General features: G+C 38.9%; 28 protein-coding genes. 6 read left to right on the plus strand and 22 right to left on the minus strand.

What is annotated here, in order from left to right; genetic code table 11:
• A partial coding sequence (locus LS48_RS02785; RefSeq protein ID WP_131807686.1) for an FIDD domain-containing protein occupies nt 1–1,925 on the minus strand: 1,925 nt, incomplete at its 3' end.
• 77 nt (nt 1,926–2,002) lie between these two features.
• Here LS48_RS02785 and LS48_RS02790 point away from each other — a divergent pair.
• The 5 genes from LS48_RS02790 (at nt 2,003) to LS48_RS02810 (ending at nt 7,025) form a co-directional block, all read left to right on the plus strand.
• On the plus strand, nt 2,003–2,923 hold the full coding sequence (locus tag LS48_RS02790; protein WP_062619798.1) for a NifU family protein: 921 nt from the start codon (nt 2,003–2,005) through the stop codon (nt 2,921–2,923).
• A gap of 101 nt (nt 2,924–3,024) precedes the next feature.
• Entirely contained in the window at nt 3,025–3,225 is a 201-nt protein-coding gene (locus LS48_RS02795) for a dodecin family protein (protein WP_045079013.1), read from the plus strand.
• Nucleotides 3,226–3,297: 72 nt separating this feature from the next.
• Nucleotides 3,298–5,412 carry a thioredoxin domain-containing protein gene (locus tag LS48_RS02800; protein WP_062619799.1) on the plus strand — a complete coding sequence of 705 codons (2,115 nt, stop codon included), beginning with the start codon at nt 3,298–3,300 and terminating at the stop codon, nt 5,410–5,412.
• Between the two features lie 5 nt (nt 5,413–5,417).
• Entirely contained in the window at nt 5,418–6,263 is an 846-nt protein-coding gene (locus tag LS48_RS02805) for a mechanosensitive ion channel family protein (RefSeq protein ID WP_062619802.1), read from the plus strand.
• Between the two features lie 57 nt (nt 6,264–6,320).
• Complete coding sequence (locus LS48_RS02810; protein ID WP_062619803.1) at nt 6,321–7,025, plus strand: hypothetical protein; 705 nt, start codon at nt 6,321–6,323, stop codon at nt 7,023–7,025.
• A gap of 2 nt (nt 7,026–7,027) precedes the next feature.
• Here the strand turns inward: LS48_RS02810 and tsaB are convergent, their stop codons facing one another.
• The 16 genes from tsaB to cyoE form a co-directional block, all read right to left on the minus strand.
• Nucleotides 7,028–7,687, minus strand: a complete 660-nt coding sequence (gene tsaB, locus LS48_RS02815) for a tRNA (adenosine(37)-N6)-threonylcarbamoyltransferase complex dimerization subunit type 1 TsaB (protein WP_062619805.1) — start codon at nt 7,685–7,687, stop codon at nt 7,028–7,030.
• Nucleotides 7,687–8,970, minus strand: coding sequence for an efflux RND transporter periplasmic adaptor subunit (locus tag LS48_RS02820; RefSeq protein WP_062619807.1), 1,284 nt, complete (start codon nt 8,968–8,970; stop codon nt 7,687–7,689). The genes tsaB and LS48_RS02820 overlap by 1 nt, the downstream gene beginning before the upstream one ends.
• 2 nt (nt 8,971–8,972) lie before the next feature.
• Entirely contained in the window at nt 8,973–10,304 is a 1,332-nt protein-coding gene (locus tag LS48_RS02825) for a TolC family protein (RefSeq protein ID WP_062620640.1), read from the minus strand.
• Nucleotides 10,305–10,373: 69 nt separating this feature from the next.
• Nucleotides 10,374–11,543, minus strand: a complete 1,170-nt coding sequence (locus LS48_RS02830) for an efflux RND transporter periplasmic adaptor subunit (RefSeq protein ID WP_062619809.1) — start codon at nt 11,541–11,543, stop codon at nt 10,374–10,376.
• A 51-nt stretch (nt 11,544–11,594) separates the two neighbouring features.
• Complete coding sequence (locus LS48_RS02835; RefSeq protein ID WP_062619811.1) at nt 11,595–12,014, minus strand: DUF1801 domain-containing protein; 420 nt, start codon at nt 12,012–12,014, stop codon at nt 11,595–11,597.
• A gap of 11 nt (nt 12,015–12,025) precedes the next feature.
• Nucleotides 12,026–13,297, minus strand: a complete 1,272-nt coding sequence (locus LS48_RS02840) for an ABC transporter permease (protein WP_062619813.1) — start codon at nt 13,295–13,297, stop codon at nt 12,026–12,028.
• Nucleotides 13,290–14,534: an ABC transporter permease gene (locus tag LS48_RS02845; RefSeq protein ID WP_062619815.1), complete on the minus strand. Its 1,245-nt coding sequence runs from the start codon at nt 14,532–14,534 to the stop codon at nt 13,290–13,292. Before LS48_RS02845 ends, LS48_RS02840 begins: the two co-directional genes overlap by 8 nt.
• Nucleotides 14,527–15,234: an ABC transporter ATP-binding protein gene (locus LS48_RS02850; protein ID WP_062619817.1), complete on the minus strand. Its 708-nt coding sequence runs from the start codon at nt 15,232–15,234 to the stop codon at nt 14,527–14,529. The genes LS48_RS02845 and LS48_RS02850 overlap by 8 nt, the downstream gene beginning before the upstream one ends.
• Before the next feature lie 140 nt (nt 15,235–15,374).
• Complete coding sequence (locus LS48_RS02855) at nt 15,375–15,611, minus strand: hypothetical protein (protein WP_062619819.1); 237 nt, start codon at nt 15,609–15,611, stop codon at nt 15,375–15,377.
• A gap of 3 nt (nt 15,612–15,614) precedes the next feature.
• Nucleotides 15,615–16,145, minus strand: a complete 531-nt coding sequence (locus LS48_RS02860; protein ID WP_062619821.1) for a DUF420 domain-containing protein — start codon at nt 16,143–16,145, stop codon at nt 15,615–15,617.
• 3 nt (nt 16,146–16,148) lie between these two features.
• Complete coding sequence (locus LS48_RS02865) at nt 16,149–16,772, minus strand: SCO family protein (protein WP_062619827.1); 624 nt, start codon at nt 16,770–16,772, stop codon at nt 16,149–16,151.
• A gap of 31 nt (nt 16,773–16,803) precedes the next feature.
• Nucleotides 16,804–17,448 carry a hypothetical protein gene (locus tag LS48_RS02870; RefSeq protein WP_062619828.1) on the minus strand — a complete coding sequence of 215 codons (645 nt, stop codon included), beginning with the start codon at nt 17,446–17,448 and terminating at the stop codon, nt 16,804–16,806.
• Nucleotides 17,449–17,579: 131 nt separating this feature from the next.
• On the minus strand, nt 17,580–17,963 hold the full coding sequence (locus LS48_RS02875) for a cytochrome C oxidase subunit IV family protein (protein WP_062619829.1): 384 nt from the start codon (nt 17,961–17,963) through the stop codon (nt 17,580–17,582).
• Between the two features lie 18 nt (nt 17,964–17,981).
• Nucleotides 17,982–18,965, minus strand: coding sequence for a cytochrome c oxidase subunit 3 (locus tag LS48_RS02880; RefSeq protein ID WP_062619830.1), 984 nt, complete (start codon nt 18,963–18,965; stop codon nt 17,982–17,984).
• Nucleotides 18,966–19,011: 46 nt separating this feature from the next.
• Complete coding sequence (locus LS48_RS02885) at nt 19,012–19,593, minus strand: cytochrome c oxidase subunit 3 (protein ID WP_062619831.1); 582 nt, start codon at nt 19,591–19,593, stop codon at nt 19,012–19,014.
• A 42-nt stretch (nt 19,594–19,635) separates the two neighbouring features.
• Nucleotides 19,636–20,529, minus strand: a complete 894-nt coding sequence (cyoE, locus tag LS48_RS02890; protein WP_062619833.1) for a heme o synthase — start codon at nt 20,527–20,529, stop codon at nt 19,636–19,638.
• 125 nt (nt 20,530–20,654) lie between these two features.
• On the opposite strand from cyoE, the gene LS48_RS02895 reads away from it, so the two are divergent.
• Nucleotides 20,655–21,641 carry an MBL fold metallo-hydrolase gene (locus LS48_RS02895; protein WP_062619835.1) on the plus strand — a complete coding sequence of 329 codons (987 nt, stop codon included), beginning with the start codon at nt 20,655–20,657 and terminating at the stop codon, nt 21,639–21,641.
• Between the two features lie 6 nt (nt 21,642–21,647).
• Here LS48_RS02895 and LS48_RS02900 read toward each other — a convergent pair whose 3' ends face one another.
• From LS48_RS02900 to gcvH, 5 genes are all read right to left on the minus strand, one after another.
• Entirely contained in the window at nt 21,648–23,738 is a 2,091-nt protein-coding gene (locus tag LS48_RS02900) for a gliding motility outer membrane protein RemB (RefSeq protein WP_062619837.1), read from the minus strand.
• Between the two features lie 104 nt (nt 23,739–23,842).
• Entirely contained in the window at nt 23,843–24,625 is a 783-nt protein-coding gene (locus LS48_RS02905; protein WP_062619839.1) for an energy transducer TonB, read from the minus strand.
• Nucleotides 24,626–24,735: 110 nt separating this feature from the next.
• The gene (locus LS48_RS02910) at nt 24,736–25,458 is read right to left on the minus strand and encodes an energy transducer TonB (protein WP_062619841.1); all 723 of its coding nucleotides are present in this window, start codon (nt 25,456–25,458) and stop codon (nt 24,736–24,738) included.
• Between the two features lie 66 nt (nt 25,459–25,524).
• Nucleotides 25,525–25,923, minus strand: coding sequence for a VanZ family protein (locus tag LS48_RS15685; RefSeq protein WP_078056367.1), 399 nt, complete (start codon nt 25,921–25,923; stop codon nt 25,525–25,527).
• A complete protein-coding gene (gcvH, locus tag LS48_RS02920) occupies nt 25,889–26,269 on the minus strand; it encodes a glycine cleavage system protein GcvH (protein WP_062619845.1) in 381 nt (126 codons plus the stop codon). The genes LS48_RS15685 and gcvH overlap by 35 nt, the downstream gene beginning before the upstream one ends.
• Nucleotides 26,270–26,276 lie beyond the last annotated feature (7 nt).

Below are 26,276 nucleotides of genomic sequence, written 5' to 3' on the forward strand. Positions count from 1 at the left end.
ACGAAATAGGGGTTGGGATGGGCATTGACGCCATTGTCCGCATCGGCCTGGCTGCCATGGTAGGTAATGTTGTAGCCCGAGGAGGGCTCGCCGTCGAGCACCAGGGAGTTGAACTCCACCGCAAGGTCAACGAACTCCCCGCCATCCCCGTCGGAATCGCAGTAGCTCGCGTTCACGGGAACGATCCCAGCGATCGCGCGGCTGAAGTAGATGCGGAAGTCCGTAAGGTCGAAACAGCTCCCGCTGTTGTCCTCGATCCGCGCATAGATCGTCTGCGGCGAGGGGGGGACGATGATGTGAACCCCCCCGAGGATCTCGTTGACATCGTCAAAACTGTCCTGGTAGCTCTGGTAGTACTTTATCGTGAACAATGCAGGGTCCTGCGCCCCCAAAATGTTCGCGTCGTTGTCCGTCAGGTTGAAGACTCCCGCGGTCGTGCCGTAGTCGCACTGGTAAAGATCGACCGCTGGGTTAGCAACCGGCTGGGGTCTAAAAGTAATTACAACTGAATTACTATCTACCCTGCAAATACCATCTACTGCTTCAACCGAATATATACCATCTGTTGTAACGGTAAGGGTAGCATTGGTAGCTCCTGGAATGGGGGTACCATTTCTAAACCACTGAATGTTAAATGGAGGATCGGTAACTCCAGAATCTAAAATAACCGGTCTGCCCAAACAAGCTGGGCCTGGATCAAGCAAAATACCAGCCGTACTAAGATCAACTGGATAAATGAATTCGTTATTTGATTCGTCGGTTTCTGCTACAATACCGGTTCCATTACCAATATCATCAACTACAGCTCTTAAATTAAAATTATTAGGAGTGGCTATCGGAATGTTAAGTGTAATTGTTCCACTTTCAGAACCACCCATAGGAATGATATTTGTTGTAGTGGTTTGGCCTATAAGCACTGCATCGGCGTAGAAAGCAATAGGAGTATTTGCAGGCAACTCATTGGTGCTATTTACATTATAAACAGTGTATTCTACATCAATATTATTGTTATCGCATAAAACCCCCAAATCATCAATTTCTATAGTAGCATCTGGAAGTTCAGAATTTACACTGGTAATGATGTTGTTTACCATGATAAAATCCTGCAAAGATTCTAATTCAATGAGGATAGTTGTATCCCCTTGATTTACAATTCCTGTCAAATCATAATAGTCCAAATCCATATTATAATTCACATTAGAATTTGTATAGGTATTAGTCCCATTAAAAGCATTATTTGAAGGATTTAATGGGGGATTATCTATTAGTGTTCCATTGATATATAAACTTTCTCCATTAGCAATTTCTTCTTCTCCTTCCCATGCTAAAAAACCAATTTTTGAAAGAATATCTGAACTTACATCAATATTGGTTAATGTGATACTGAGGTTATTATTATTGGCCGAAACGCTTTCTAAACCGTCAAAAAGACTTATTTGATTTAGCAATAATGAAGGATCTTCATAAATAACATAAATGGCCCAGCCCCCGAAATTGGTTCCACAATACCCAGGAAGCAATGACTGTACATCCATATCAGCAAAGGTATAAGTACCATTACCGGTAGCTCCCACTAATGCAGTAACATCAGCATAGGCAGAAAAATAGGGGTCTCCATTAAAAGTGTGGCTAAAAATACGCTGCGCGCTAATGGGTGTTCCGTTTAACGAAACATCAAAATCTCCAGTACCAATAGAACCCCAATACAAATGAGCTGATACAAAAGTTTGACCTGGCGTTAAGGACAAACTGGCGCTACTTTGAAGGAGTTGTCCACAATACCCGTTAAAGTTTGGTTGAGCATTTAAGGTATTCCCTACTGCCGTAAAATCATACCTACCGTTAAACTGCTGGAATAACGTAACTGGTTGTGAAAAAACGAAAAGAGGAAATACAAACGTTAAGAGAAGTATTAATTTTTTCATAAATCTGGGTATTACAGTGCCAAATATATTGAATACATTGTTTTTCTTTTTATATTTTCGCAAAAAAAAACAAGTAAATGTCCCAATTTAACATAGAAATTTCTCAAACTTCCAATCCGAATATTGTTAAATTCACAGCTAACTCTTTTCTATCACGCTCTTCCAGCTACGAATTCAAAAATATAGATGAAGCAAAACCAAGTGCGTTAGCGCAACAGCTTTTTTATTTGCCTTTCGTCAAAACAGTCTATATCTCCCAAAATTTTATCGCAATTGAAAAATATAATATTGTTGAATGGGAAGATGTTCAACAAGAAGTAGCCAATTCGATTTTAGAGTACTTAAATACTGGGAAACCTGTAATTTCAGAAGAAAGCACAGTAAAAAAATCTCCGGTAAGTATTTATGCGGAAAGCACTCCAAATCCCAGTGTTATGAAATTTGTTGCCAACAAATCCTTGGCATCGGGAACTTTTGAATTTAAAAATATTGACGAAGCCATCCATTCACCATTGGCCAAAGCCCTGTTCAGCTTTCCATTTGTGAAAGAAGTTTTTATAAGCGCGAACTACGTTTCGGTTATGAAATATGATGTAGCGCAATGGCAGGATATTTCATCAGAACTGCGGGAATTCATCAGAAAATTTATCGAGGAAGGAAAACCTGTATTGAACGATGAAGTATTGAACGCTACAAATATTGCTGAAAATAAATCTACCTCAACAAATACTTCCCAAAATTCTCCCAAAGCATACACCGACCTTGAAAAAGAAATAATCTCCATTCTCGATGAATATGTGAAACCGGCCGTGGCAAGCGACGGCGGCCATATTATGTTTGATTCTTTCAATACAGAGACCAAAACGGTGAAGGTAATTCTTCAAGGGGCTTGCAGCGGTTGCCCGTCTTCCACGATCACTCTGAAAAACGGCATTGAAACCATGCTGAAGGAAATGCTACGCGGCCAAGTACAGCAAGTGGTGGCCATTAACGGATAAGGTTTAGAAACTTCTCTTTTAACTTAATTTTCTGAAAATTAGCGCTTAATAATTGTAATTTAGGGGTTCACTGAATTTTAACCCAAAACCAAAAAATAATTATGGCAGTATTAAAAGTAATTGAAGTGCTAGCAAACTCTAGCCAAAGCTGGGAAGACGCTACCAGAAACGCAGTAAAGGAAGCATCCAAAAGTGTAAAAAACATACGCTCCGCCTATATAAATGAACAAACTTGCGTTGTGGACGGGGACAACATTACCCAGTTTCGCGTAAATGTTAAGATCACTTTTGAAGTGAAATAAGATTTTTATCGCTTAGACTCAATACGCTTTTGATATGTCAAAAGCGTATTTTTGTTTTTCTGAAAAGTTATTATGCGATCGATACTGGTTTTTTTGGCACTGCAAATTCTGATCGGTTGCAATTCTTCAACAAAAAATAATTTGGAAACACACAAATTTACAAACGATTTAATTTCGGAATCCAGCCCCTACCTGCTGCAGCACGCGCACAATCCGGTACACTGGAAGGCTTGGAACGAAGCAACCCTACAACAGGCCAAAAAGGAAAAAAAGCTGATGGTCGTGAGCATTGGCTATGCCGCTTGCCACTGGTGCCACGTTATGGAGCACGAAAGTTTTGAGGACAGCACGGTGGCCGCCGTGATGAACCAACATTATATTTCCGTAAAAGTAGATAGGGAGGAAAGACCAGATGTGGACCAAACCTACATAAATGCCGTGCAATTGATGACCGGCAGTGCCGGCTGGCCGCTGAACGTGGTAACCCTGCCTGATGGCCGACCCGTTTGGGGCGGTACGTATTTCAGAAAAAATGACTGGATAAATGCGCTGGAGCAGATACAGGAAGTTTACAAAAGCGAGCCCGAAAAACTGATTGCCTACGCCAACCGACTGGAAGAAGGCATTAAAACCATGGACCTCATTGAATTAAAAACCGAAACCGTCAACTTTAAAAATTTTCCGGTTGCGGAAATTGTATCGAAATGGTCCAACCAATTTGATGAAAGAAATGGCGGCTTCAAAGGCGCTCCGAAGTTTATGATGCCCAATAATCTGGAGTTTTTATTAAGACAGGCCGTTTCAGAAAAAGATGATGAGCTATTGGCATACGCAACCCTGAGCTTGGATAAAATGGCGTTCGGCGGTCTTTATGATCAAATTGGCGGGGGCTTTGCCCGCTATAGTACCGATGAAAAATGGCACGTGCCCCATTTTGAAAAAATGCTGTATGACAATGCCCAACTCGTCACTCTTTACAGCAATGCATTTTCAGTTACGCAAAATCCGCTTTATAATGATGTAGTTGAGGAAACCTTAAATTTTATAACACGTGAAATGACCAATAGCGAAGGCGGTTTTTACTCCTCGCTCGACGCAGACAGCAAAAATAAAAAGGGAGCTCTGGAAGAGGGCGCTTTCTATGTTTTCACTTCGGAAGAATTGCGGCGGTTGCTAAAAGACGATTTCGAAATATTTAAGGAATATTATAATGTAAACAGTTTCGGACATTGGGAAAAAGACAATTACGTGCTAATCCGAAAAAAAACGGATGCGGAGATTGAGCGGGAATTTGAACTTACTTCCGAAGTATTTCAGCAGAAAAAGAAAAGCTGGAAAGAAACACTGCGCGCCTATCGCAACCAAAGGCCAAAACCGCGTTTGGACGACAAAACCCTTACTTCTTGGAATGCGCTGATGCTTAAAGGGTACTCAGACGCCTATAAAGTTTTTGGGAAAGAAGCGTATTTAAACAGCGCCATTAAAAATGCAAAGTTCATTGCTGAAAAACAACTGCAGGAAAACGGAGCACTGTTTCATAATTACAAAGACGGCAAAAGTAGTATCAACGGTTTTTTGGAGGATTATGCCTTCACTATTGAAGCTTTTATAGCCCTGTATCAAACCACGCTGGATGAACAATGGCTCCACCTTTCAAAGAAAATGACCGAATATGCGATTGACAATTTCTTTGATTCGGAAAAACACATGTTTTATTTCACTTCAAAAAAGGACCCAGCCATCGTAAGCCGAAACTTTGAATATCGCGACAATGTAATTCCAGCCTCAAATTCCGCGATGGCAAAAAACCTATTTCTGCTCTCAAAATACTTTGAAAATACCGGTTTTGAAGCAATTTCGCAGCAAATGCTAAAGAATGTCTCCACAGAGATTATGCAGTATCCCAGCGGATTTTCCAATTGGCTGGACCTATTGCTGAACTTTAAAAACAATTTTTACGAGGTAGTAATTATAGGAGAAGATGTAGATGAAAAAGTAAAAAACATAAACAAACATTATCTTCCCAATAAAATAATTGCGGGCAGCAGAGAAGAAAACAACGGGCCGCTATTCCAAAATAGATTTGTGCCCAACGAAACCCTTATTTATGTTTGCAAAAACAATACTTGCAAACTCCCGATAAAGGACCCAAAAATTGCAATTGAATCATTAAACAAAAACGAATAAACTTTATGGACAAATTCAAAGACTTGGATATTTATATTGAAAAGTATGGACAAAAACTAATAGATTTTTTACCTAATGTTATTGGGGCAGTTTTAATGCTGTTCCTAGGACTGTGGCTGATAAAAATCCTGAATGGTTTTATAAAGCGGTTTTTTGACAAAAAGGAATATGACCCCACGCTGGAGAACTTCATTGCCAGCCTTATTAATTGGGGGCTTAAAATTGTCCTCTTCGTATTGGTCATTACGCAACTGGGCGTTGAATCTGCCTCTTTGGTTGCGATTATTGGTGCCGCGGGACTTGCCGTGGGACTGGCGCTGCAAGGATCACTGGCCAATTTTGCCGGAGGTGTCCTTATCTTATTGATAAAACCATTTCGCGTAGGCGATTTTATAAGTGCCCAAGGTGTTGACGGGACGGTAAAGGAGATTTCGATATTCAATACAAAGTTGACCACCTTTGGAAACCAGCTTGCCATAATCCCAAATGGAAAGCTGAGCAATGACAATATTATAAATTATACCATAGAAGGCATTAGGCACGAAAACTTGACCTTTGGAATAGGCTATGACGACAATATAAAGCAAGCCAAGGAAATTCTTTTGAATTTGGTATCGGAACAGGAAACGGTCCTAACACTTGAAGACAAAATGCCGATGGTCGCCGTTGCCGAATTGGGCGATAGCTCCGTAAACCTTACTGTGCGTTATTGGTCCAAAAATGAAGATTTCTGGAACCTGCGCTGGTTAATTCTGGAGGAAGGAAAAATGAGACTCGAAGCTGCTGGAATCTCCATACCTTATCCACAACGCGATGTACACCATTTTAATTTGGAAACTTTAAAGAAATAAATCCTTAAATTTGTAGGAATTATTCATATTTTTATAAAACAAATTAAAAAATCAAAAATGAAAAAAATAATATTTACGGCCTCTTTTGTCTTAATGGCAATTTCAATGTTTTCCCAAGCCAGACAAAGTAGCTACACCAGTGTTTATGACCGAACTATTGACATAAATGAAAAATCATTGGCTTTTGGTCTTACCGAGGCGCAGTTTGCTGCTATTAAAGATGAGGCTTATGCAAATCCCAATTTTTTACAGGGGAAAATATTTCAGGAAGATCAGTTAATAAAAGATGATGTGCCTATGCGTTACAACGCTTATGCAGATGAAATTGAAATAAAGAAAAATGTTTCTGATGAAAATTACAGTGCGCTCATTAAATCGCCAGACATCTTCGTGAAGATAATGAACGAAATTTATGTTTTTGTACCTTTTAACGGCTCAAATGAAAAAGGAGGCTATTTCAATGTATTGAATGACGGAAAAACATATGATTTGTATAAAAAAACAAAAGCCGAATATAGAGAGCCAAAAAAAGCACAAACATCATACCAGCAAGATACACCTCCATCATTTGTGAAGGCAACTACTTATTATTTGGTAAAGGACGGCAGTTTTTTGGAGATGCCAAATAGCAAATCCAAGATTTTAAAAATGATGGATAGTAAAAAGAACGAAATGAAAAAATACATAAAAGACAACAATATCGATCTTGATAAGGAAGCAGATTTGGTCAAGACAATTGCCTATTTCGATTCCTTGTTATAAGTTTACCCCATCATAAATTCCTTTAAATAAAAAGGCTCAAAATAAGCGACATTTTCTGTGTCGCTTATTTTGTATTTAGCTTCTGCCAAACTTACCATATCTGCTGAAGAAGGAAACAAATCATTTTGAAAGACAGCGTTTTTATGTTTGCAAATTGCTTCAAATTTTACTGCGCCGTCACCAATAAAAATGGTTTTCCCTTTTTCCAAAAAGTCGGCAAATGAATCTTCCTTTAAAATTTCAGCCTTAGTTTCACGTACTTGCTTTTTATCTGAATTAAATACGGCAGAATAAACTTCCATCCTTCGGGCATCAAGCAGTGGAATTATGTGGCTATTAGATGTATTCACTTGTTGGGCTAAAACCTCTAAAGTGGGCGTTGAAATCAGGGGAATATCCAATGCAAAACACAATCCCTTTGCGGCCGAAACGCCAATACGAAGACCTGTATAAGACCCTGGCCCCTTGCTTACCGCAACAGCTTCAAGCTTTTTTTTATCAACTTTAGCTTCGCTCAAAACTTCTTCAATAAAGACGTGAAGTTTTTCTGCGTGGGAAAATTTTTGATTGTTCTCTTCGCGAATTGCTTTTACCTCACCATCAACCGCGATTGCTACGGAGCAATTGGTAGTTGCAGTTTCAAGACATAGAATAACCGCCATTATTTATCTTTTTTATTCTCTTCAGCTGAAGAAACCTCAACTTTATCTCCCTGTTTCAGCGATTTTGTAACTGTGTTATAAGGCCCCGTGATTACGGTTTCGCCTTCTTTCAGTCCTGAGATTATTTCAATGTTTGAATCGTCTTGAATTCCCGTCTTTACAACGCGTAGCTTTGCCTCATTCCCTTCTTTTACATATACAACCTCAAATTTTTCAGCAGTTGCGGTTGAAGTTTCATTAGTTGTATATGATTTTTTTGTGTCTGTCGTGTCAGTTTTTATAACCACTGAACTGATGGGTACACCAATGATATTTTTCTTTTTATTCGTAATTATATCAACGGTAGCGGTCATGCCCGGACGGAAAGGCGAAAAACTTTCAGGTTTGCCTTCGGTAAGATCTTTGTATGATTCAGGAAGAATACGAACTTTTACTTTGAAATTTGTAACCTGATCTGCAGTGAGGGCGCTTTCGGCACTATTGGCTATTTCGGTTACAATTCCTTTAAATTCACGTTTTAAGTAAGCGTCTACCTCAACAATTGTAGAATCGCCCACGGAAACTTTTACGATATCGTTTTCGTTTACATCTACTTCCACTTCCATATTTTGAAGGTTGGCAACACGCACGATTTCGGTTCCTGCCATTTGTGCGGTACCTACTACCCTTTCGCCCAATTCTACAGAAAGCTTTGAAATGGTTCCGCTCATGGGCGCATAAATGGTTGTTCTTGAAAGGTTGTCCACAGACTGCTTCACGTTTGCCGAAGCACTTTGAACATTATAATAAGCAGCTTTTGAATTTGCCTTGGCCATATCGTAATCTGCAACAGATCTGTCCCATTCAGACTTGGAAATGACACCTTTTTCAAATAGTGCTTTGTTTCTTTCGTAATTCAACCGAGCGTTTTTTTCACTGGCTTGTGCTTGTGCATATTGTGCCCGAACGTTTTGAAGACCTGCTTGCGATTGACTTACGGCAGCTTGGATAAGGTCTGGGTTTATTTTTACCAACAAATCGCCTTTCTCAACTGTTTGCCCTTCCTTAACAGGAAGTTCAATAATTTCTCCCGAGACTTCTGAAGAAAGTGCAACTTCAATTTCGGGTTGAATTTTCCCCGTGGCCGCTACCGTTTCAACAATATCAATTGCAGAAATCTGGGCAACTTCCACCTCTTTGAAATTACCTGATTTTCCAAACCAACCAGCTTTTTTCCCAATAAGTAAAAAAGCCATCAGTACTACTACTGCAACAATAACCCAAACGAGTGTTTTTTTCTTCATATTTAAAATTTTAATTCGTTGGCCGGAACTCCAAAGTATAGCTCCAGAACCTTCAATTTAAAAATATATTCAAATTTAGTCCTGTTTTCTTCAATTTTTGCATTATCGTAGCGCAATTTAGATTGGCTAAAGTCAAAGGCATTGGTAAGTCCCACATCGTATCTATCTTTAGCATATTGATATGCCAACTCCTGTGACTCCAGCGCAACTGTAGCCGCTTCGTAAGCCTTCAATGCGCCATTTGCATCTACATAGGCCTGATAAACGTTTGACTCCAAATCAAGCTGGGCCTGCTCTAATTGATACTCCGTATTTTTTAAATTGATTTTATTGCGTTTTACATTACTCCTTACAGTAAAACCATTAAAAATAGGGACATTAAGTTGAAGCCCATAACCAATACCATCATTTAGATACAGTTGGTCTATAAATTCTCGGTTTAGCGGATCGTTGTCAGCATAACGGGTATTATAACCAAAGAATGCCGAAAGTGTTGGATAATACGCTCCACGGGAAATCTGCAGATCTTTTTTGGCCAAATCCACATTTTTCTGGGCTATCTTCACTTCTGATCGCGTTTCCTTAGCGCTTTCAATTATTTCTGAAACATCCTTATCGGCAATCCCGCCATCAATAATTTTATACTCTTCATCGGCTATATCAAAGTTTGAATAGTCTTTAATAAGAAGTAATTGTGCAAGACTGATTAATGAAATCTTTACCGTATTCTCCGCAACAGCAATGCGTTGCTTTTCGGCAGCATCTGTAGCCTTGATTTCCAAAAGATCTCCGCGAGGAAGTACACCAGCATCCACAAGGTTATTGGTTCTGTCCAATTGTTCCAAGGTTACAATATTTTGTGATTTTGCCACTGCCAAATTTGCCTTGTTCAACAAAACTTGTAAATAGGAATTGGCTACCGCTAGGGCAATATCGTCCTTCATCTTGTCCAAACGATATTGTGCTGCAAGTTCAGAGAGTTTGGAACGCTGCAATTGGCGCACATTTCGCAATCCATCAAAAAGCGTGAGTCCAACGTTTATAGCAGCCGAAGCGGAACCAAATGTAGTATTCTCTAACTGATTGTTGGTGGGGTTTAAACTTAGTCCAGTGTTTTTGGAGGCACTGGCATTTGCGTTGAGGGAAGGTAAAAAATTCCCTATTGCCTCAAGTTTATCGGCTTCTGTAAGCTCTAAATCAAGCTCACTCTGTTTTACAGAAATATTATTTTCCAAAGCATGGTTTACACATTCCTGCAACGTCCATTGTTTGGTTTGGGCGGTTAATGAAATGCTGAGTATCAAAAAAGAGAAAGGGATTGCTATCTTCTTCATAAGTTTTTCTATTGATGAATAAGTCTTTTGTATTGCCATTGCGTTACAAAATTTTAAAAAATTAAACTATTAACCCCTGCCAGTTGGTCCGGTAGCTGGTTTTAATTGGTTCCAAACCTTAATATTATCATCTTTGGAAACACCACTTTTGATCTCTACATCTATACCATCGCTTACACCCAACTCAATCTCTCTGCGTTCAAATTTTTGATCGCCCACCATAACTTCTACAAAGGGCTTTTGTGTTTTGGGATCATATTGCACCAAGGCTTCCTTAATGGTAAGAACATCATCAGCCCTAGCCAAAATAATAGAAGCATTTGCACTAAGGCCTGCACGGATAAAAGTTGAGGTAGTATCCAAATTTTTCATGGTTCCTTTTATTTCAAACTGGATGGCACCGTTTTCATCCACGCCTTTTGGTGCTATGTAGTCTAGCTCTGCATCAAAGGTTTTGTCGGGAAGTGCGCCCACGGTTATTTCCAAAGGAAGACCTTCCTTAATTTTTCCTACTTCGCTTTCGTCCACCTTTCCTTCAAAAATCATTTTATCCACATCGGCCAAAGTAGCAATGGTGGTTCCATCGTTAAAATTGTTGGCTTCTATTACCTGGTTTCCTGTTTTAACGGGAACATCCAGCACCATGCCAGAAACCGTTGCGCGAATCTCGGTATTTGCCGAAGCCCCCATCCCACTGGTAGTTCCGGTCCTCACTATATCATAATTTTGGCTTGCCGCCCTTAAACTAACCTCCTCTTGCTTCAGCCTTTGCTGCGCTTGGTTATAGGCCAATTGTGCATTGTCAAATTCATTGGCAGAGATTACGCCTTTTTCAAACAATTCTTTTTGACGGTTGTAAATGCTTTTTTGGTTTTCAAAAGCCAATCGCGCGGTTTCCACTTGGGTGCGAACGCTGTTGATGTTGTTTTTGGCACTATTTAATGAAGAAACGTTCGGAACGACTTTCACTTTCGCAATCAGGTCGCCCGCTTTTACAATTTCACCCGCCTCCACAAAAATTTCGTCAATAATTCCGGAAATATTCGGCTTTATTAAAACTTCTTCCTTCGGAACAATGCTTCCTGTAGCTACCGTTTTTTTAACTATTGAGCCCATTGCCGGCTTTTCGGTTTCATAAACCACGGGGTCTTCAATATTTTTTGAATAGAGCCAATACATAGAAACTGCAAACAATACTGCTATTGTTACAAGAATGATTATGGTTTTTGATTTTTTCATTTTTTTGATTGTTGAAATTATAGACTTTAATTGATGGTTCGTTAATCCGTTTTATGCGCCCAACAAGGGCAAATGTTTTACTTTATGATATGTAAGTGCCAAGGCGATGCAATGTTTTAATTCTTTTACGGGTATTTTATCTTTTAGTTTGAAAACGATAGCCCGGTTGTTCTCAAAATTGAATTTATCTTTATAAAGAGTTTTAAATGTGGGGACCAGCTTGGATGTACACTTGAAATATATTGCTACCTGCCCAGTATTTTTTACCTTCCAATCCATCCTAACGGTACTTCCGTGTTTTGTTAAATAACTCGGCTCACCCCATTTCAGTGTTTCTTCAAGCTTTTGAAGTCCATCAATTCCAGAGGCTGTTTTCAAAACCATTTCCCGAAGTTGATGCATTTGTGCCTTCACTTCTTTTGGATAGTTTTCAAAAACTGTCGCCACTTTTGGATTACTTATTAATTCCATTTTCTATCGGCTTATTCTGTTCTTAATGCTTCCACAGGTTTCACTTTTATTGCATTTTGCGCGGGAATCAATCCTGCCAATAGCCCAGAAACTATTAAAATGGTCAACGCTATAAACACAACACCAATGTTTACCGATGGATTTATGAACATCATTTCACTAGTGTCCATGCCGCTGAGTTGATAATTAACAAACCACAATACTGCAGTTGCCAAAACTATTCCCGCCATCCCTGAAATGATGGTCAAAAATATGGATTCAAGCAGTACTTGGGCGCGGATGCTCCAAGGAGTTGCCCCCAAAGCACGGCGGATTCCAATTTCTTTGGTGCGTTCTTTTACAACAATCAACATAATGTTACTGATACCAATGATTCCAGAAAGCAGCACCAAAATCCCAACGAAATAGGCCACAAAGTTAAGCGCTGTAAACAATCCGTTTATTTTGCTGTATTCTTGATATAGGTCAAAATTTCCCACCGCTCTTTCGTCGTTCGGATTTATGGTGTGGCGTGTTTTGACAACGTCGAAAATTTGCGATTTTAAGTTGGTTATTGAAGAGCCGTCTTCCGCGGTAATCGCCATCCATCCCACAATGTCGCCCATATTGAAGGCTTGTGAAAAAGAGGTGAATGGCACGTAGATTTCCTTCTGCATTTCTTCGGGATCGCCATTATTGCCTTTCTTTTTATAGGTGCCGATGACCAAAAAATTAACGCCATTAATCTTTATATAGGAACCGATTACCTCTTCATTGGGTTCGTAGAGGGCAGATTGAACCCCGCTGCCGATAATTGCCACCTTTCGTTTTTCATTTATATCAGAATAATTTATGAAACGGCCCGAAGTAATATCCATTGGCTGTTGTTGGATAATTTCGGGATAATCGCCATAAACGTTGAAAGCACCGGTTTGAAGGCCACGCACTACATTATTGCTTCCGCGAAAGCCTCCCAATTGATTTCTTGGAGAAACGAAGCGCAAGCCTGGCACTTGCTGTTTTATGGCATCAACATCATCTGTCTTAAAATTGTACCTGCGCCCTTTGGGCAAGCCTTTATACGGCTGGGAAGCTGTCTGGGCCCACATAAACATTGAGTTGGTGGCCATCCCGTTGAAACCCTGCTTAATGCCGTTTTCCAAGCCATTGCCTGCCGCTAGGAGAATGACGAGGATAAAAATTCCCCATAAAACTCCAAAAGCCGTCATCACTGTTCTGAACCAGTTGCTGCTAAGGGCTTCAATAATTTCGGCCCAACTGTCCCTGCTGAATAGTTTACTCATCGCGCAAAGCTTCTATGGGTTTAATATTTGCGGCTCGATACGCAGGAAAAAAACCGGCAACGGCTCCCGCCACAACGAGTATGATTACCGTGGTGATGGCTACGGAAAAATCAACGGACGGATTGCGTATGTAATCTGTTTCTATGAATGGTCCCACTAATTGGAGCAATATCAGGCTAAAGATAAGGCCTACAAACCCCGCAATGGCAGTTACGAATATAGACTCGTGAAGAATCATCCCAATAATGGACCAAGGTTGCGCCCCAATGGCCTTGCGAATGCCGATTTCCTTCGTGCGTTCCTTTACGATGATGAGCATAATATTGCTAACGCCCACAATCCCGGCAATAATGGTGCAAATACCCACTCCCCAAAAAAACCAACGGATCATATTGTTGAGATCATAGAAACGTTTGGCGTTTTCCAGAGTATTGTTCACATTTACGGCCCTTTCATCGTTTGGGGCAATGGTGTGTTTTGCTTTTAGATCTGCTTCCAGTTCTGCTGAAAAGGCTTCGGAAGCAGCCAGAGCGTCTTCATATTTATCGTGTTTCTGAAGGGTAAAGGCAAGCGACCGAAGTTTATCGCCGGCATTGTAAACACGCTGTGCGGTAGTCAACGGAATAAATATTCGGGTTTCCTCCCGTTCGCCGCCCGGGTCGGTATAAACGCCCACCACCTTAAATTTTATTCCAGCAATGTCAATATATTTGCCGAGCGCCTCTTTTCCCAAAAAAAGATCGAGATAGACCTGATTGCCTATTACCGCGTTTTTTTCAAAGGAATCCAGATCGTTCTGGTTAATGTACCTGCCCACGACCAAAGTTTCATTTTCAAGAAATTGATAATCTCCCCGAACACCTTCTACCCTATAGCTCCCGCTTTCTTTTTTATAGGTTGTCAATTGGCCCCATCTGCTATAGACGCCAGATTTTAGCTCAATCTTCTCGCTGTTCTTGTTAACCGCCATTTCGTAATCGCGGTTGTCCATTTCTATTATCCGGCCGGGGTTCAATCCCTTATATTCAACCGAAGTTACGTTTGTCCATACACTAATGCGGTTGGTGGCATCGTTTTCAAATTCCTTTGCAACCCCATTGGACATTCCTTGACCAATTGCAAGCAGAATTACCAAAATGAAAATACCCGATGCCACGGAAAGCCCCGTTAAAAAGGTTCGCAACTTGTTTTTCCGAATTGCTTCAAAAATTTCCTGCCAGCGTTCAATATTAAACATAGGCTTCGCTTTTTGCCCGTACTTGGGTTACTACGGAATCGTCTATAATAATTCCATCTTTTAGGTTTACGATACGCTTGGTCATATGCGCTATATCGTCTTCGTGGGTAACAATGAGGATGGTTTTTCCCTCGTCATTGATGCCTTGGATGAGTTCCATCACTTCATAAGAAGTTTTGGTATCGAGTGCTCCCGTGGGTTCATCGGCAAGTAATACTTTTGGGTCACTGGCAAGCGCACGGGCAATGGCCACACGTTGTTTTTGACCTCCGGAAAGTTCGTTGGGAAGATGCGTAGCCCAATCGGCAAGACCTACTTTTTCAAGATAGTGCATTGCCTTTTCCACACGAATGTTTCGTTTTACACCTTGGTAATAGAGCGGCATGGCCACATTTTCCAAAGCCGATTTATAATTGATAAGATTGAAGGATTGAAAGATAAAACCCAGAAATTTGTTTCTGTAACGGGCGGCCACCCTCTCGTTCAGGTTCTTGATCAAGGTGCCGTCCAGCGTGTAGGTGCCTTCGTCTGCTTCGTCAAGAATACCGAGAATGTTCAGTAATGTAGATTTTCCCGAACCGGAAGAACCCATGATTGAAACCATTTCGCCTTCAGAAACCGTGAAATTTATTCCTTTTAAAACATGGAGCGAATTTTTGCCCATGTGATATGACTTGTGAAGGTTTTTGATCTCTATCATCCTGAAAATTGTTGATTTACAAAATAAAGAGGAAATTCCCCTCCAAATGTGAAATTCTTGTTAAGACTTGGAAACTTTAATGGCCTCAAGTATTTATAAGACTATAGTAGGGAGTAAGTGTTACAGCTTCTTTTGAAAAACTATAATTTTTTTTCTTCGCGTGCCTTTTTTCGGCTTCTGTAAATAGCATAGCCAATACCGCCAATTAACAGATAAGGGAAGATCATTAAATAGACTATTCCGTTATTGATTCCCTTGGCTGCCTGCCCACCTTCTTCACTTTCAAGCACGGCCCGGCACATGGCGCATTGGGCCTCAGCGGGAAGTATGGACACTAAAAAAAGAAGAATTATTATATAAGCAATTTTAAGTTTCATAGTCTATGAATAATAAGGCGAAATCATCAAATAAACAATTACTCCGGTAACCGCCACATATAACCACAGCGGATATGTAATTCGCGCAATTTTTCTGTGTTTATAGAACTGTCCCGAAATGCCCCTAACATACGTAATCAATACAAAAGGAATAACAACTATGGACAGTAATATATGCGTCAAAAGGATAAAATAGTAAACATATTTGACAAATCCTTCACCACCAAATGGGGTGGAGTCTGAGGTCATATGATAGGCCACATACATGACCAGAAACAATACAGAACATGCGATAGCTGTCTTCATCAGACGCTCATGCAACTTTCGGTTTCCTTTTCTTATTTGATACACTGCAACAACCAAGATAACTGCAGTCAATCCATTAATTGTGGCATAGATAGGCGGCAAAAAACCAAGGCGATCTACTCCGGGAATACGTACCGTAAAAAGAACGGCAACAGCCAACGGAATGACAATGGAGAATATCCAAATCCACAAGTTATAATTCTTCGTTGTTTGGGGTGAAGCCTGCATAGGTTACAACAGTTTTTTAATATCTTCTTTTAGCATCTGTATTCCCTTATCTTCCAAACCATCATAATAAATGATAGGGTTTCCGTTTTCATCTTTTCGGGAGCGGATGTTTCCTTCTTGATCCACAAGGGCAAAAAAGCCTGAATGCTCAAACCCGCCTTCCACTTCGGGAGCTTCGCCTACATAGAGGTTAAAGCCTTCGTTGGCAAGTTTGAAAATTTCTTCTTTTGGTCCAGTGAGCAGATGCCATTGCGGTTTGGTAATCCCTTTATTTTGGGCATATTCCTTTAAAACCTGGGGCGTGTCATACTCTGGGTCGATTGAAAATGAAGCGATGCCAACTTTGGGATTTCCTAAAAACTCATTTTGTATTTTCAGCATATTCTCCGTCATAATAGGACAGATGGACGGGCAGGTGGTGAAAAAAAATTCCACTACATATATCTTGTCCTTAAAATCATAGTTGGTGATGGTTTTTCCATTTTGGTCCGTAAAACTGAATTGTGGCACGGAACCGATTGTATCTAAATCAGGTTTTGAAAGTGTATTGATAATTTTTGGCACTGCCCAAATTCCAAAAACCAAGATTATAAACGAAATACCGATGTAGGAATAATTTTTTTTCATCTTTTAAATGATACCTGTTGCTGTTACTATTTTATTTCTCCCGCTCTGTGTTATACTTTTTTAGGGCTCTTCTGTATTCTGCCAAAAGCACTTTCACATCGTCGCTCATTTTATTGTTTATCTCTGCTATATTGCTGGAGTCAAAACCGTACATAACCCCTTCGTCCTCATCGTCATCACGACCGCGAAGGGTGCGTTCTTTATCTATTATAAAAACATACGGAGTAGAAATATTGGCATCCAATGTTATATTAGACTTCAACGATTGAAATACTTGCTTTATATTTTCTGCGGTCCCAAAAGCAAAAACCCATGCATCGGTGGGAGCAATTTGTTTTAGTTTTTCCTCAATATTTCTGGCTTGCTCCTCGGTTCCTTTTGGCAGAAGAATTACAAACTGAAATTCGTTAAACTTATGATTTTTACTATATATTTTATGCGCTAAATTATAAGCATATGCCCTGTGCGCTTCCAAATCACTTCCAAAGAAACCTAAAACCGTAATATGATTTTCCAACCGAACAGGTTTTCCGTTTAGTGTTTCAAAATTTTGCAATTCAGTGACTGAAGGTGTAAGCAGTGGCAAAGTGGCAAAGTTATTTTTTCCGGAAGCAAAAAAAACATAGGCCGTAATGGGCAGTAAAAATAGAATTCCAAGGACGAGATACTTCTTCATTTCTAGCATTTTTTGCTTTTGCAAAAATACAGGGTAAAAGGGGGTTGGGCAATATTTGAGGTGTTAATTTTATAAGTTTACTCCATAAAAAAACCCTCAAAATGAGGGCTTTTTAAAAACTTCGGTATTGTCTAAAAATCGAATTTAATAAATCCAGATTTATATACTTCAAAAATATAATCGCCTTCTATCAATATCAGCACAATTAAGTAGGATATCAAGAAAATAGAAGTCCAGATTACAGCCCTACGCAGGCCGGTAGTTTCATCGCGCATGTGCATAAAGTCCCAAGTAATGTAATATGCTTTTACGATGGTAAGGATGATAAAAATCCAGTTAAGCAGCTTTAAAGCCAAGAAACGATTGTCTATTAAAAAGTCCGGACGGACAATGCCCAATGCTACCTCAATGATGGTAACGACAGAAAGGAATATAAAAACCCCCCAGATTTTGCTAACGTTTGACTTGAATTTTACAGCGCCCCTAAAGATTGCTAATTTATGTTCGTGTGCCATTTTTAAATTTTTTGAAATCTAAACAAGATAAAAGAATGTGAATACAAATACCCATACCAAATCTACAAAGTGCCAGTATAGTCCAACTTTCTCTACCATTTCGTAACTGTTTCGGCGTTCGTAGGTGCCTAATATTACATTAAAAAATATGATAATATTAATCAGAACTCCTGTTGCAACGTGGAATCCGTGAAAACCAGTAATGAAAAAGAAAAAGTTTGCAAAAAGTGGATGCCCATATTCGTTGTGGCGAAGGTTTGCACCCTCTACAACCAATTGACCATCATTAACTACTTTGGCAATGGATTCTTCCCTTGACAAAATAATATGCTGACCATGTTCGTCTTTATGTTGGAGCCTTACCAAAAGGTTATCATTTGCCAAAAATCCTTCTTTTACTTGATTAAAGGTCACGCTTGGTAAATATTCAGAGTCCTGTACAAACCACAATCCATTTTCGCGGGTCTGGGGTATACGATCAGCATCATTTATTGCCACAAAATCCCTTATTGCCACACGCTCGCCTTCTTTATCCAAAAACTGGATGATCTGCCCTCCTTTGGTTTCAATTGCACCATAGTCTCCTTTAATGAAAGTTGCCCACTCCCAAGCTTGCGAGCCCAAGAAAATAAGGCCTCCAATAATAGTAAGGAACAAATAAAGAATTACTTTATTCTGTTTCATTTTGTGTCCCGCATCCACAGCCAAAACCATGGTAACGGACGAAAAGATCAAAATAAAAGTCATAAACGCCACATAATACATAGGCGCTTCTACTCCATGAAGAAACGGAAAGTGAGTAAATACTTCATCGGCAATAGGCCAGGCATCTACAAATTTGAATCTTGAAAATCCATAAGAGGCAAGAAAACCTGAAAAGGTCAAGGCATCGGAAACGATGAAAAACCACATCATCATTTTGCCATAACTTGCTTTCAACGGTTGGTTTCCGCCGCCCCAGGTTTTATCTTCGGTACCTGTTTTAACAACAGTAGCTTCCATAAAAAGAATTTGGTTTTAAATAAAGGTTCAAAAATACGTTTAATTTTTATTTAACGAAATATAAAAATAAAAACAGGTAAATCCATACAATATCCACAAAATGCCAAAAAGTTGCAGCTAGTTCAACACCAAGGGTTTTACCGTTTTCATACTTTTGTTTATAATGATTATAAATTACAACCAAAAGAGATATCAACCCTACAAAAACGTGCGCAACGTGCAATAATACTACCAGATAGATAAAGGAAGTAGTAATGCTACTGGTAGGACCGGTAAAATTATAACCGCTTGCTATTATTTCAGAGAAGCCTCTGAACTGAAAAAAGATAAATAAGCTCCCCAATAAAAAAGTGCTTACGAGATAAACCATTCCTAATTTGTTTTGCTGTTTTTTAATAGCCCGTAGCGCTAAGTAAACCGTAGCGCTACTCAAAACAATCAAGACCAGCGCAATGTAAAAGGCCTGTGGTATTTCAAAACTTGAAATCCAGTCGGGTCTTTCCTTGCTAACAACATAGGCACTTGTGAGTCCTGCAAAACTCATGGTTAAACTAATAATTCCGAACCAAAGCATATTCTTTTTTGCCCTGGAGGTTTTTAACTCTTCACTTCCTTGTGTTAAATCCATTTTTCTATTTCTTATATATTTTCCGAAGACATTTCGCTGCGGTTATCTTAAAAATTTATCTGCAACGTAAATTATTTGCAGCAATGTAATATAACTTACACTAGCCAGCATAAGCTGCTTGGCAGCAGTTGAAGTTTTTTCTTTGTACAGCTTAATTGCGTAATACAAAAGCCCAATCCCCAAAATCCCAATAAAACCACCTGATATTGGTGTTAAATAGAGTTTTCCGGTAATTCCTAAAACAGGAATTAAAGAAACAAGAACTGTCCAAATTGTATAAAGAATAACCTGTATGGCAGTACCTTTATCGCGTTTTCCGTTTGGAAGCATAAAGAAGCCCGCCTTTTTATAATCATCAAAAAGAAACCAACCAATAGCCCAAAAGTGCGGAAATTGCCAAAAAAACTGAATCATAAATAGCGTTCCGGGTTCAATGCCAAATTCACCGGTTGCAGCCACCCACCCCAACATAAATGGAATGGCGCCCGGAAAAGCACCCACAAATACCGAAAGTGGCGTTTTTGTTTTTAAAGGGGTATACAGGCTCACATACATAAATATTGAAATGGCGCCAAACATTGCCGTAACTGGATTTATGGTGTAAAGAACAATAATGCCCACCACCGTCAATATACTCGCAAGTATAAATGCAGAACGCCCCGTCATGTGACCAGCCGGCAACGGCCTATTTTTAGTGCGTTCCATTAGTGCGTCCAAATCTTTTTCGATGATTTGATTGAAAACATTTGAAGCGCCAACCATACAATAACCCCCTACACATAACAGAAAGAGCACAAAGAAGTCAATTGAATCTGCCCCCAATAGATAACCCGCAACCGAAGAAAACACAACACTCACCGAAAGCCGAAGCTTAGTGATTTCAGTAAAATTCCTGATAACTGACGGACTAATTGACTGTGATTGGGAAACGGACAAGCTATTTTTTTTAGGCTGTGCAAAGATACGCTTCCTGTATTTTTTCCACAATATATTATCAATAATCTTACTGTATTATTTCAGCATTTTTAGTAATTTGAACCAATTTTTCAAACTAAAAATATATGTTCTCAAAATTTATTCTAAATACCATCTTATTATTCTCTGTATCAACTGTTTTCGCCCAAACTGATGGCGGACAAAAAGTAAACACCAAACTTATAAAAGTCACGAACAAAGTCTACATGCTACAAGGTAAGGGAGGCAATATAGGGTTAAGTTTTGGCAAAGATGGCGTGTTCATGATTGATGATCAATATGCCGATGGTATTGAACAAATTCAAAATGAAATAAAAAAAGTTAGCGATCAACCTGTTCGGTTTTTGGTGAATACACATTTTCACGGGGACCACACAGGCGGCAATCCTGCGATGGCTGAAACTGGTACCGTAATTTTTTCGCAGGAAAATGTTCGAAACCGCCTTCAGGATGTTATTGCCAAGGAAACAAAAAAAATAGATGAAGAAGCACTGCCAATCGTAACTTTTGCTGAAGATCTTACATTTTATTTCAACGGGGAAAAAATATATGTTTTTCACGTTCATAATGCCCACACAGATGGTGATTCCATGGTATATTTTACAGGAAGTAACGTATTACATACCGGCGATGTTTTCTTTAATGGAAAATACCCGTACATAGACACTGAGAACGGGGGCAGCTTAAAAGGTTACATCGCAGGTTTGGAGAAAGCTCTTTTAGTGATAAATGAAGACACTAAGGTAATTCCCGGCCACGGAGATATGGGATCGTATAAAGATTTAAGAGATACTATAGAAATGCTATCCATTCTTTATAAGCGCGTATATAACCTCTACCTCAACAAGAAAACAGAAGAGGAAATAATAAAAACGACAGATCTAACTAAAGAATATGATGATAAAGGATTTGGAAATGGATTTATTAAAACAGAAGCTTTTTTGAAAATGATTTATAAAGAAGTGGCCCAAGAAGCAGGCGCAGGCGTAGAAGACAGGGAGGCAAGAAATAAAGAAGCAATGAAAAAGTATAAGGAAATAGAAAAAAAATTGAAAGAAAAGGAGAAAAATTAATTCTTTTTAAAAATCATAATACCAGTTAAATAAATCTGTTCTTAGTCCAAAATTGACCCAAGTAGTTTGGTTTTTAAACACAGTTTCTGTGTCAACTTCGGGGTCAAAACTTCTAAAAATAAAACTTCCATAAATCTTTAGATTTGTTGCGGGGTTTATTATATAACCCGCTTGTACTTCAGCGTGGAAAAAATCTGTGGTATTTCCTTGCGCCAGTTCGTTACCATTGTCTGAAACACGGTCATCTTCAGTTCCATAAATATTTCCGCCGTAGAAAAAAGAATCTTCCGGCGTATTAAATTCAAAACCCCGCTTGGCAACTATAAATTTTGCGTCTCCATAAATTCTACCTCTCTGGTAGCGCGCTATACCTATAAGTTCAGAAAAATTAGCACCTAGGGTATGTGCCATAGATTGATTGTTGTGCCCATAATTTAGCACTACCGTATTGTGCGAGTACGTATAAGGACGTACTCTATTGTACTCTGTTTGTAGGAAAAGATTTTTTAATCCAAAAGCATTGTAATATTTTAGACCCAACTGGTAGCCTGTTTTATTCTTATAACTTCCTTCACCACCAAAGATATCGCTCGAAGAAAATTCATCAATTATAAGTTGCCCATAGATATTCACTCTGTCATTCACTTTATACTTTGTAGTAAGGCCAATAAGCGCATTACCACCGCGGGAACCCGTTGAAAATTCAATAGCACGGTAAAAAATAATTGGATTTAGATAATTCACGTCAAAGCCTCTACCGTTATCATTCTGCCAAATAACAGATTCAAAAAGACCAATGTTCAATCTTTTGGTAATGTTATAGCTCAAATAGTGGTTTGCTATATATTTTGTTCGAAAAGAACCGTCTTCGGTAACCTCGGGGCGAACATCTCGCAAAGACATCCAAGTGTTGGTATATTTCAATTTCCAAAAGGTGGTATTTATTTTGAAGAAGGGATAAGAACTCGCATTATCACTTGTCAATAAAGAACGGTATCCATCACCTAAAAAGGTTTTACCGTGGCCCAATTGAATATTAAAATATTTTGAAGGCGTATAAGAAATATGTCCTGTAGCAATTGGATAATCATAGGAATCTGCTCTAAATTGTTTTGCTATACCTCGGCCAGGAATAATTGCTGGATTGCCCCCATCGGGTCGAATAGATTCGGCGTAGCGATTAAAATAATCTGCAAAACGCCCTTGACTTTCATAAATAACACCGAAAAATCCAATCTGTTTTCCAATTCCACCCTGTGTATAAACCAAACGCGTATTGTTGTAAGTATCTAGTTCTGCATCAAAGTCTTTTCCGGCCTGCAAATCCACTCCTGCATCTAAGGTTAGCCAATAATCTTTTCCCTTTATGGTAATAAGGTGTTCATTCCAAAGTTTACGGCCGAACCACGAAGACTTATTTTTTAAAACTTCCTGATTGGCGGCTTCAAAATCATAGTATTTGTTTACTTCAGAATAAATAAAAGGTTTTTGGGCCGTGTGATTGTTGAGCCCAACACGGTTAAGAGAAGGATCAAATAAGCTGTAGTTGTGATGCGAAAGTGGAATATTAATATTGCTACTATATTCTTCATTATTATAAGGCAGGTTTTCAATAGCATCATATTCTTCAACCAATTGTTCTCTTTCGTTTTTCTTTATAATTTTAGAAGTTTGGACAATGCTTTCTCCCGGCGCCACCAATGGAATGGCAATAGGAAGGGTAAACTGCACATAGGCTGGTTTTCCGTTATAGGTAGCTGGCTCTATTTGGGGGAGTGACTCAAAAACACGACGCGCCTCTGTTTTTAATTCTTCGTAGATTCCATCGACATATAGCACCTTAAACTTCCCTTCTTTTGTTACTTCAAAAAGTACATTTACATTTCCTTTGTAATTTTCCGCGAAAACCTTTTCAGGGACTTGAAAGTTTTTAAAAATGAATTGTTGCAACGTATTTTTAAAACAGCTTTCTAAAGCCTCAACTTCTGTACCTTCACATTCTTTAAAGACGGGGTATTTTTCGTATTGTGCCGAAACAGTTTGCGCTGAAGAAATTATTGGAAAACAAAATATGAGAAAAAATATAAAATGTTTCATTTGAGGTTTGCTTGTTTAAACCCGAAAGATACAGTTTTTTTGGAATGACCGGATTTAAAAAAAGCTCCCATTTTATTGGGAGCTTTTACTTTTTATTCAAATTTTTAATGAATATTGAAAACAATAGGCACGGTGTAAACAACATCTACGTTCTTATCACCCTGTTTGCCTGGCTTCATTACAGGTAAATTATTGATTACTCGCTGGGCTTCCTTTTTTAAAGTGGCATTGTGTGAATTTGCTGCAACATCAGTGATAAAACCGTTGGAATCAATCTTGAATTTCACATAAATTCTGTGTGTTTCATTTGGAGTCAAATTTTCTAAAATTTCCTTTCGAAAATTTTTATTGATAAAAGCATTTATTTTTGAAGACATACAGTCAATTTTCTCGGCATTGGTAGCAAACGGCTCGCACCCTGGAAATACTGGTACAAATTCTACATTCATAACGGTTCTTGTTACCGCAGGCTCCGAAGGTTTATCTGGAGCTTGATGGGTAATTGTTGGCGCTTCTATTACAGGCATATCAGTATTAGCGATTGGTGTTTCATCAATAGGCGTATCATTAGATTTCACATCAAACACATCACTTTTTACTACTTTTTGAATAGGCACGCGTTTTTCTACAATTTTTTTGGTTGGCTCTATAGGTTTTGGCTTTTCAACCTCCAAAACATAGTGAATCATTGGAGGTTCCTCCAAGGTCGTTGGAATGTGTCGCTCTGCCGTATCTGATGTTATTTCAAAATTAGTCTGCATTATAAAAAAAACAGTAAGTAGACTAATTATAACACCTATTTGGAAAAACAGACGTGAATTCCATTTGATGTTGATTTGTTTTTTATCCTCTCTTTTGTTTGCGAAATTTTTTACAGCTTTTTTCATAATACAGTACTTAAAAGGTTAACACCTTTAGAAACACAACTGCTATGCCAAAACGAAAAAAGCCCCGTCTTTACTAGTAAAGACGGGGCTTTTGATATAAATATATTTACTTATTGAATGTCGAACACTATCGGAAGGGAATAAAGTACCCCAACTGGTTTTCCGCGTTGTTTTCCGGGAGTCATATTTGGTAGCGACTGTACCACATCCATTGCTTCTCTCTCAAGCCTAGGGTGCGGTGCACGTGCGCGCACATCAACCACTCTTCCGCTCTTATCAATTTTAAACTGAACCGCAATACGCTGTCTTCCTTCCAAACCTAAATCTGATGCAAGGTTGGTGTCAAATTTCTTGTTAATGAATTCACTAATTTTAGATGACATACATCTTTTCTTTGCATCGTTGCTTTTTTCACCTTCGCACCCAGGATAGACCGGTACATTTTCAATAACGGCAAACGGTACGTCGGCAATTTCTTCTTCAACAACTTCTTCCTTAATTTCCTTTACTTCAACAATTTTTTCTTCTTGATTTGTTTCAGTAGATTCTATTATGGTCTCTTCCACGTCTTCCTCATCCTCAATTACGTCAATAACCTCGGGTGCCGGTGGCGGGGGTGGCGGGGGTGGCGGGGGAGTTAATTGCTGTGTTACGGGAATTTCTTCCTCCAGTTCTTCGCCTACGTCAAGTTTTCCGAAATCATTATCGGATTTATCGTAAGATTTCCATTCAATTGCTTGCCATGCCAAGAAAAGCATAACAACCATTCCAATTTGGAAAAACAGCATGCTTCTTCGGCCTACGTCTGCTTTCGGATTTTTTTTGGGTTCCATAATAGTGTGTTTAACTTGTTGCTAAAATATAGAAATTATCGTTCAATTTAAAACTTAATTAAAATTTTAAGCTTTTAATTTTTGTTTTACAATTTTGAAAAAAAAGATACCAAGTAAAGAACCCAATAAATTTGAGACCACATCTAGAATATCTGCACTGCGTGAAACTGTAAACAGTCCCTGAAATATCTCAATTATTATGCCATAAAGCAGTATTGAAAGCAGGAGAATGGGAATCCACTTTTTTTCAAAATGATAATCATTACTAACATACAAATAAAGCATCCAAAGATTTACCAATATAAAATAAACAAGTATATGAACTATCTTGTCTGCTTCTAATAATTGGGTTTTTGGTAAATCTTGACTGGGAATAAAAAACAGTACTGTGATTAAGCAACTGTAAATTATCGCTATAAACAATAACCTTTTATCCGCCAATAAGTGCTTTGTAAGCGGCATCATCCAGTAATTCTGCTATTTCATCTGGGTTTGAAAATTTCATCTTTATCATCCAGCCTTCTCCGTAAGCATCTGAATTAACTTTTTCTGGTTCAGATTCCAAGCTTTCGTTGAATTCAATTATCTCTCCCGAAAGAGGTAAAAATAAATCGGAAACTGTTTTTACGGCTTCCACAGTTCCAAAAACTTCGTTTTTCTCCATTGTATCGCCAACAGTTTCCACTTCAACATATACAATATCGCCCAACTCGCCTTGTGCAAAATCTGTAACGCCTATTGTTGCGGTATCTCCTTCAATTAAGACCCATTCGTGATCTTTTGTGTATTTTAAATTTGATGGTACGTTCATAATAAAT

This window comes from Aequorivita aquimaris (assembly GCF_001573155.1).
GTDB lineage: Bacteria > Bacteroidota > Bacteroidia > Flavobacteriales > Flavobacteriaceae > Aequorivita > Aequorivita aquimaris.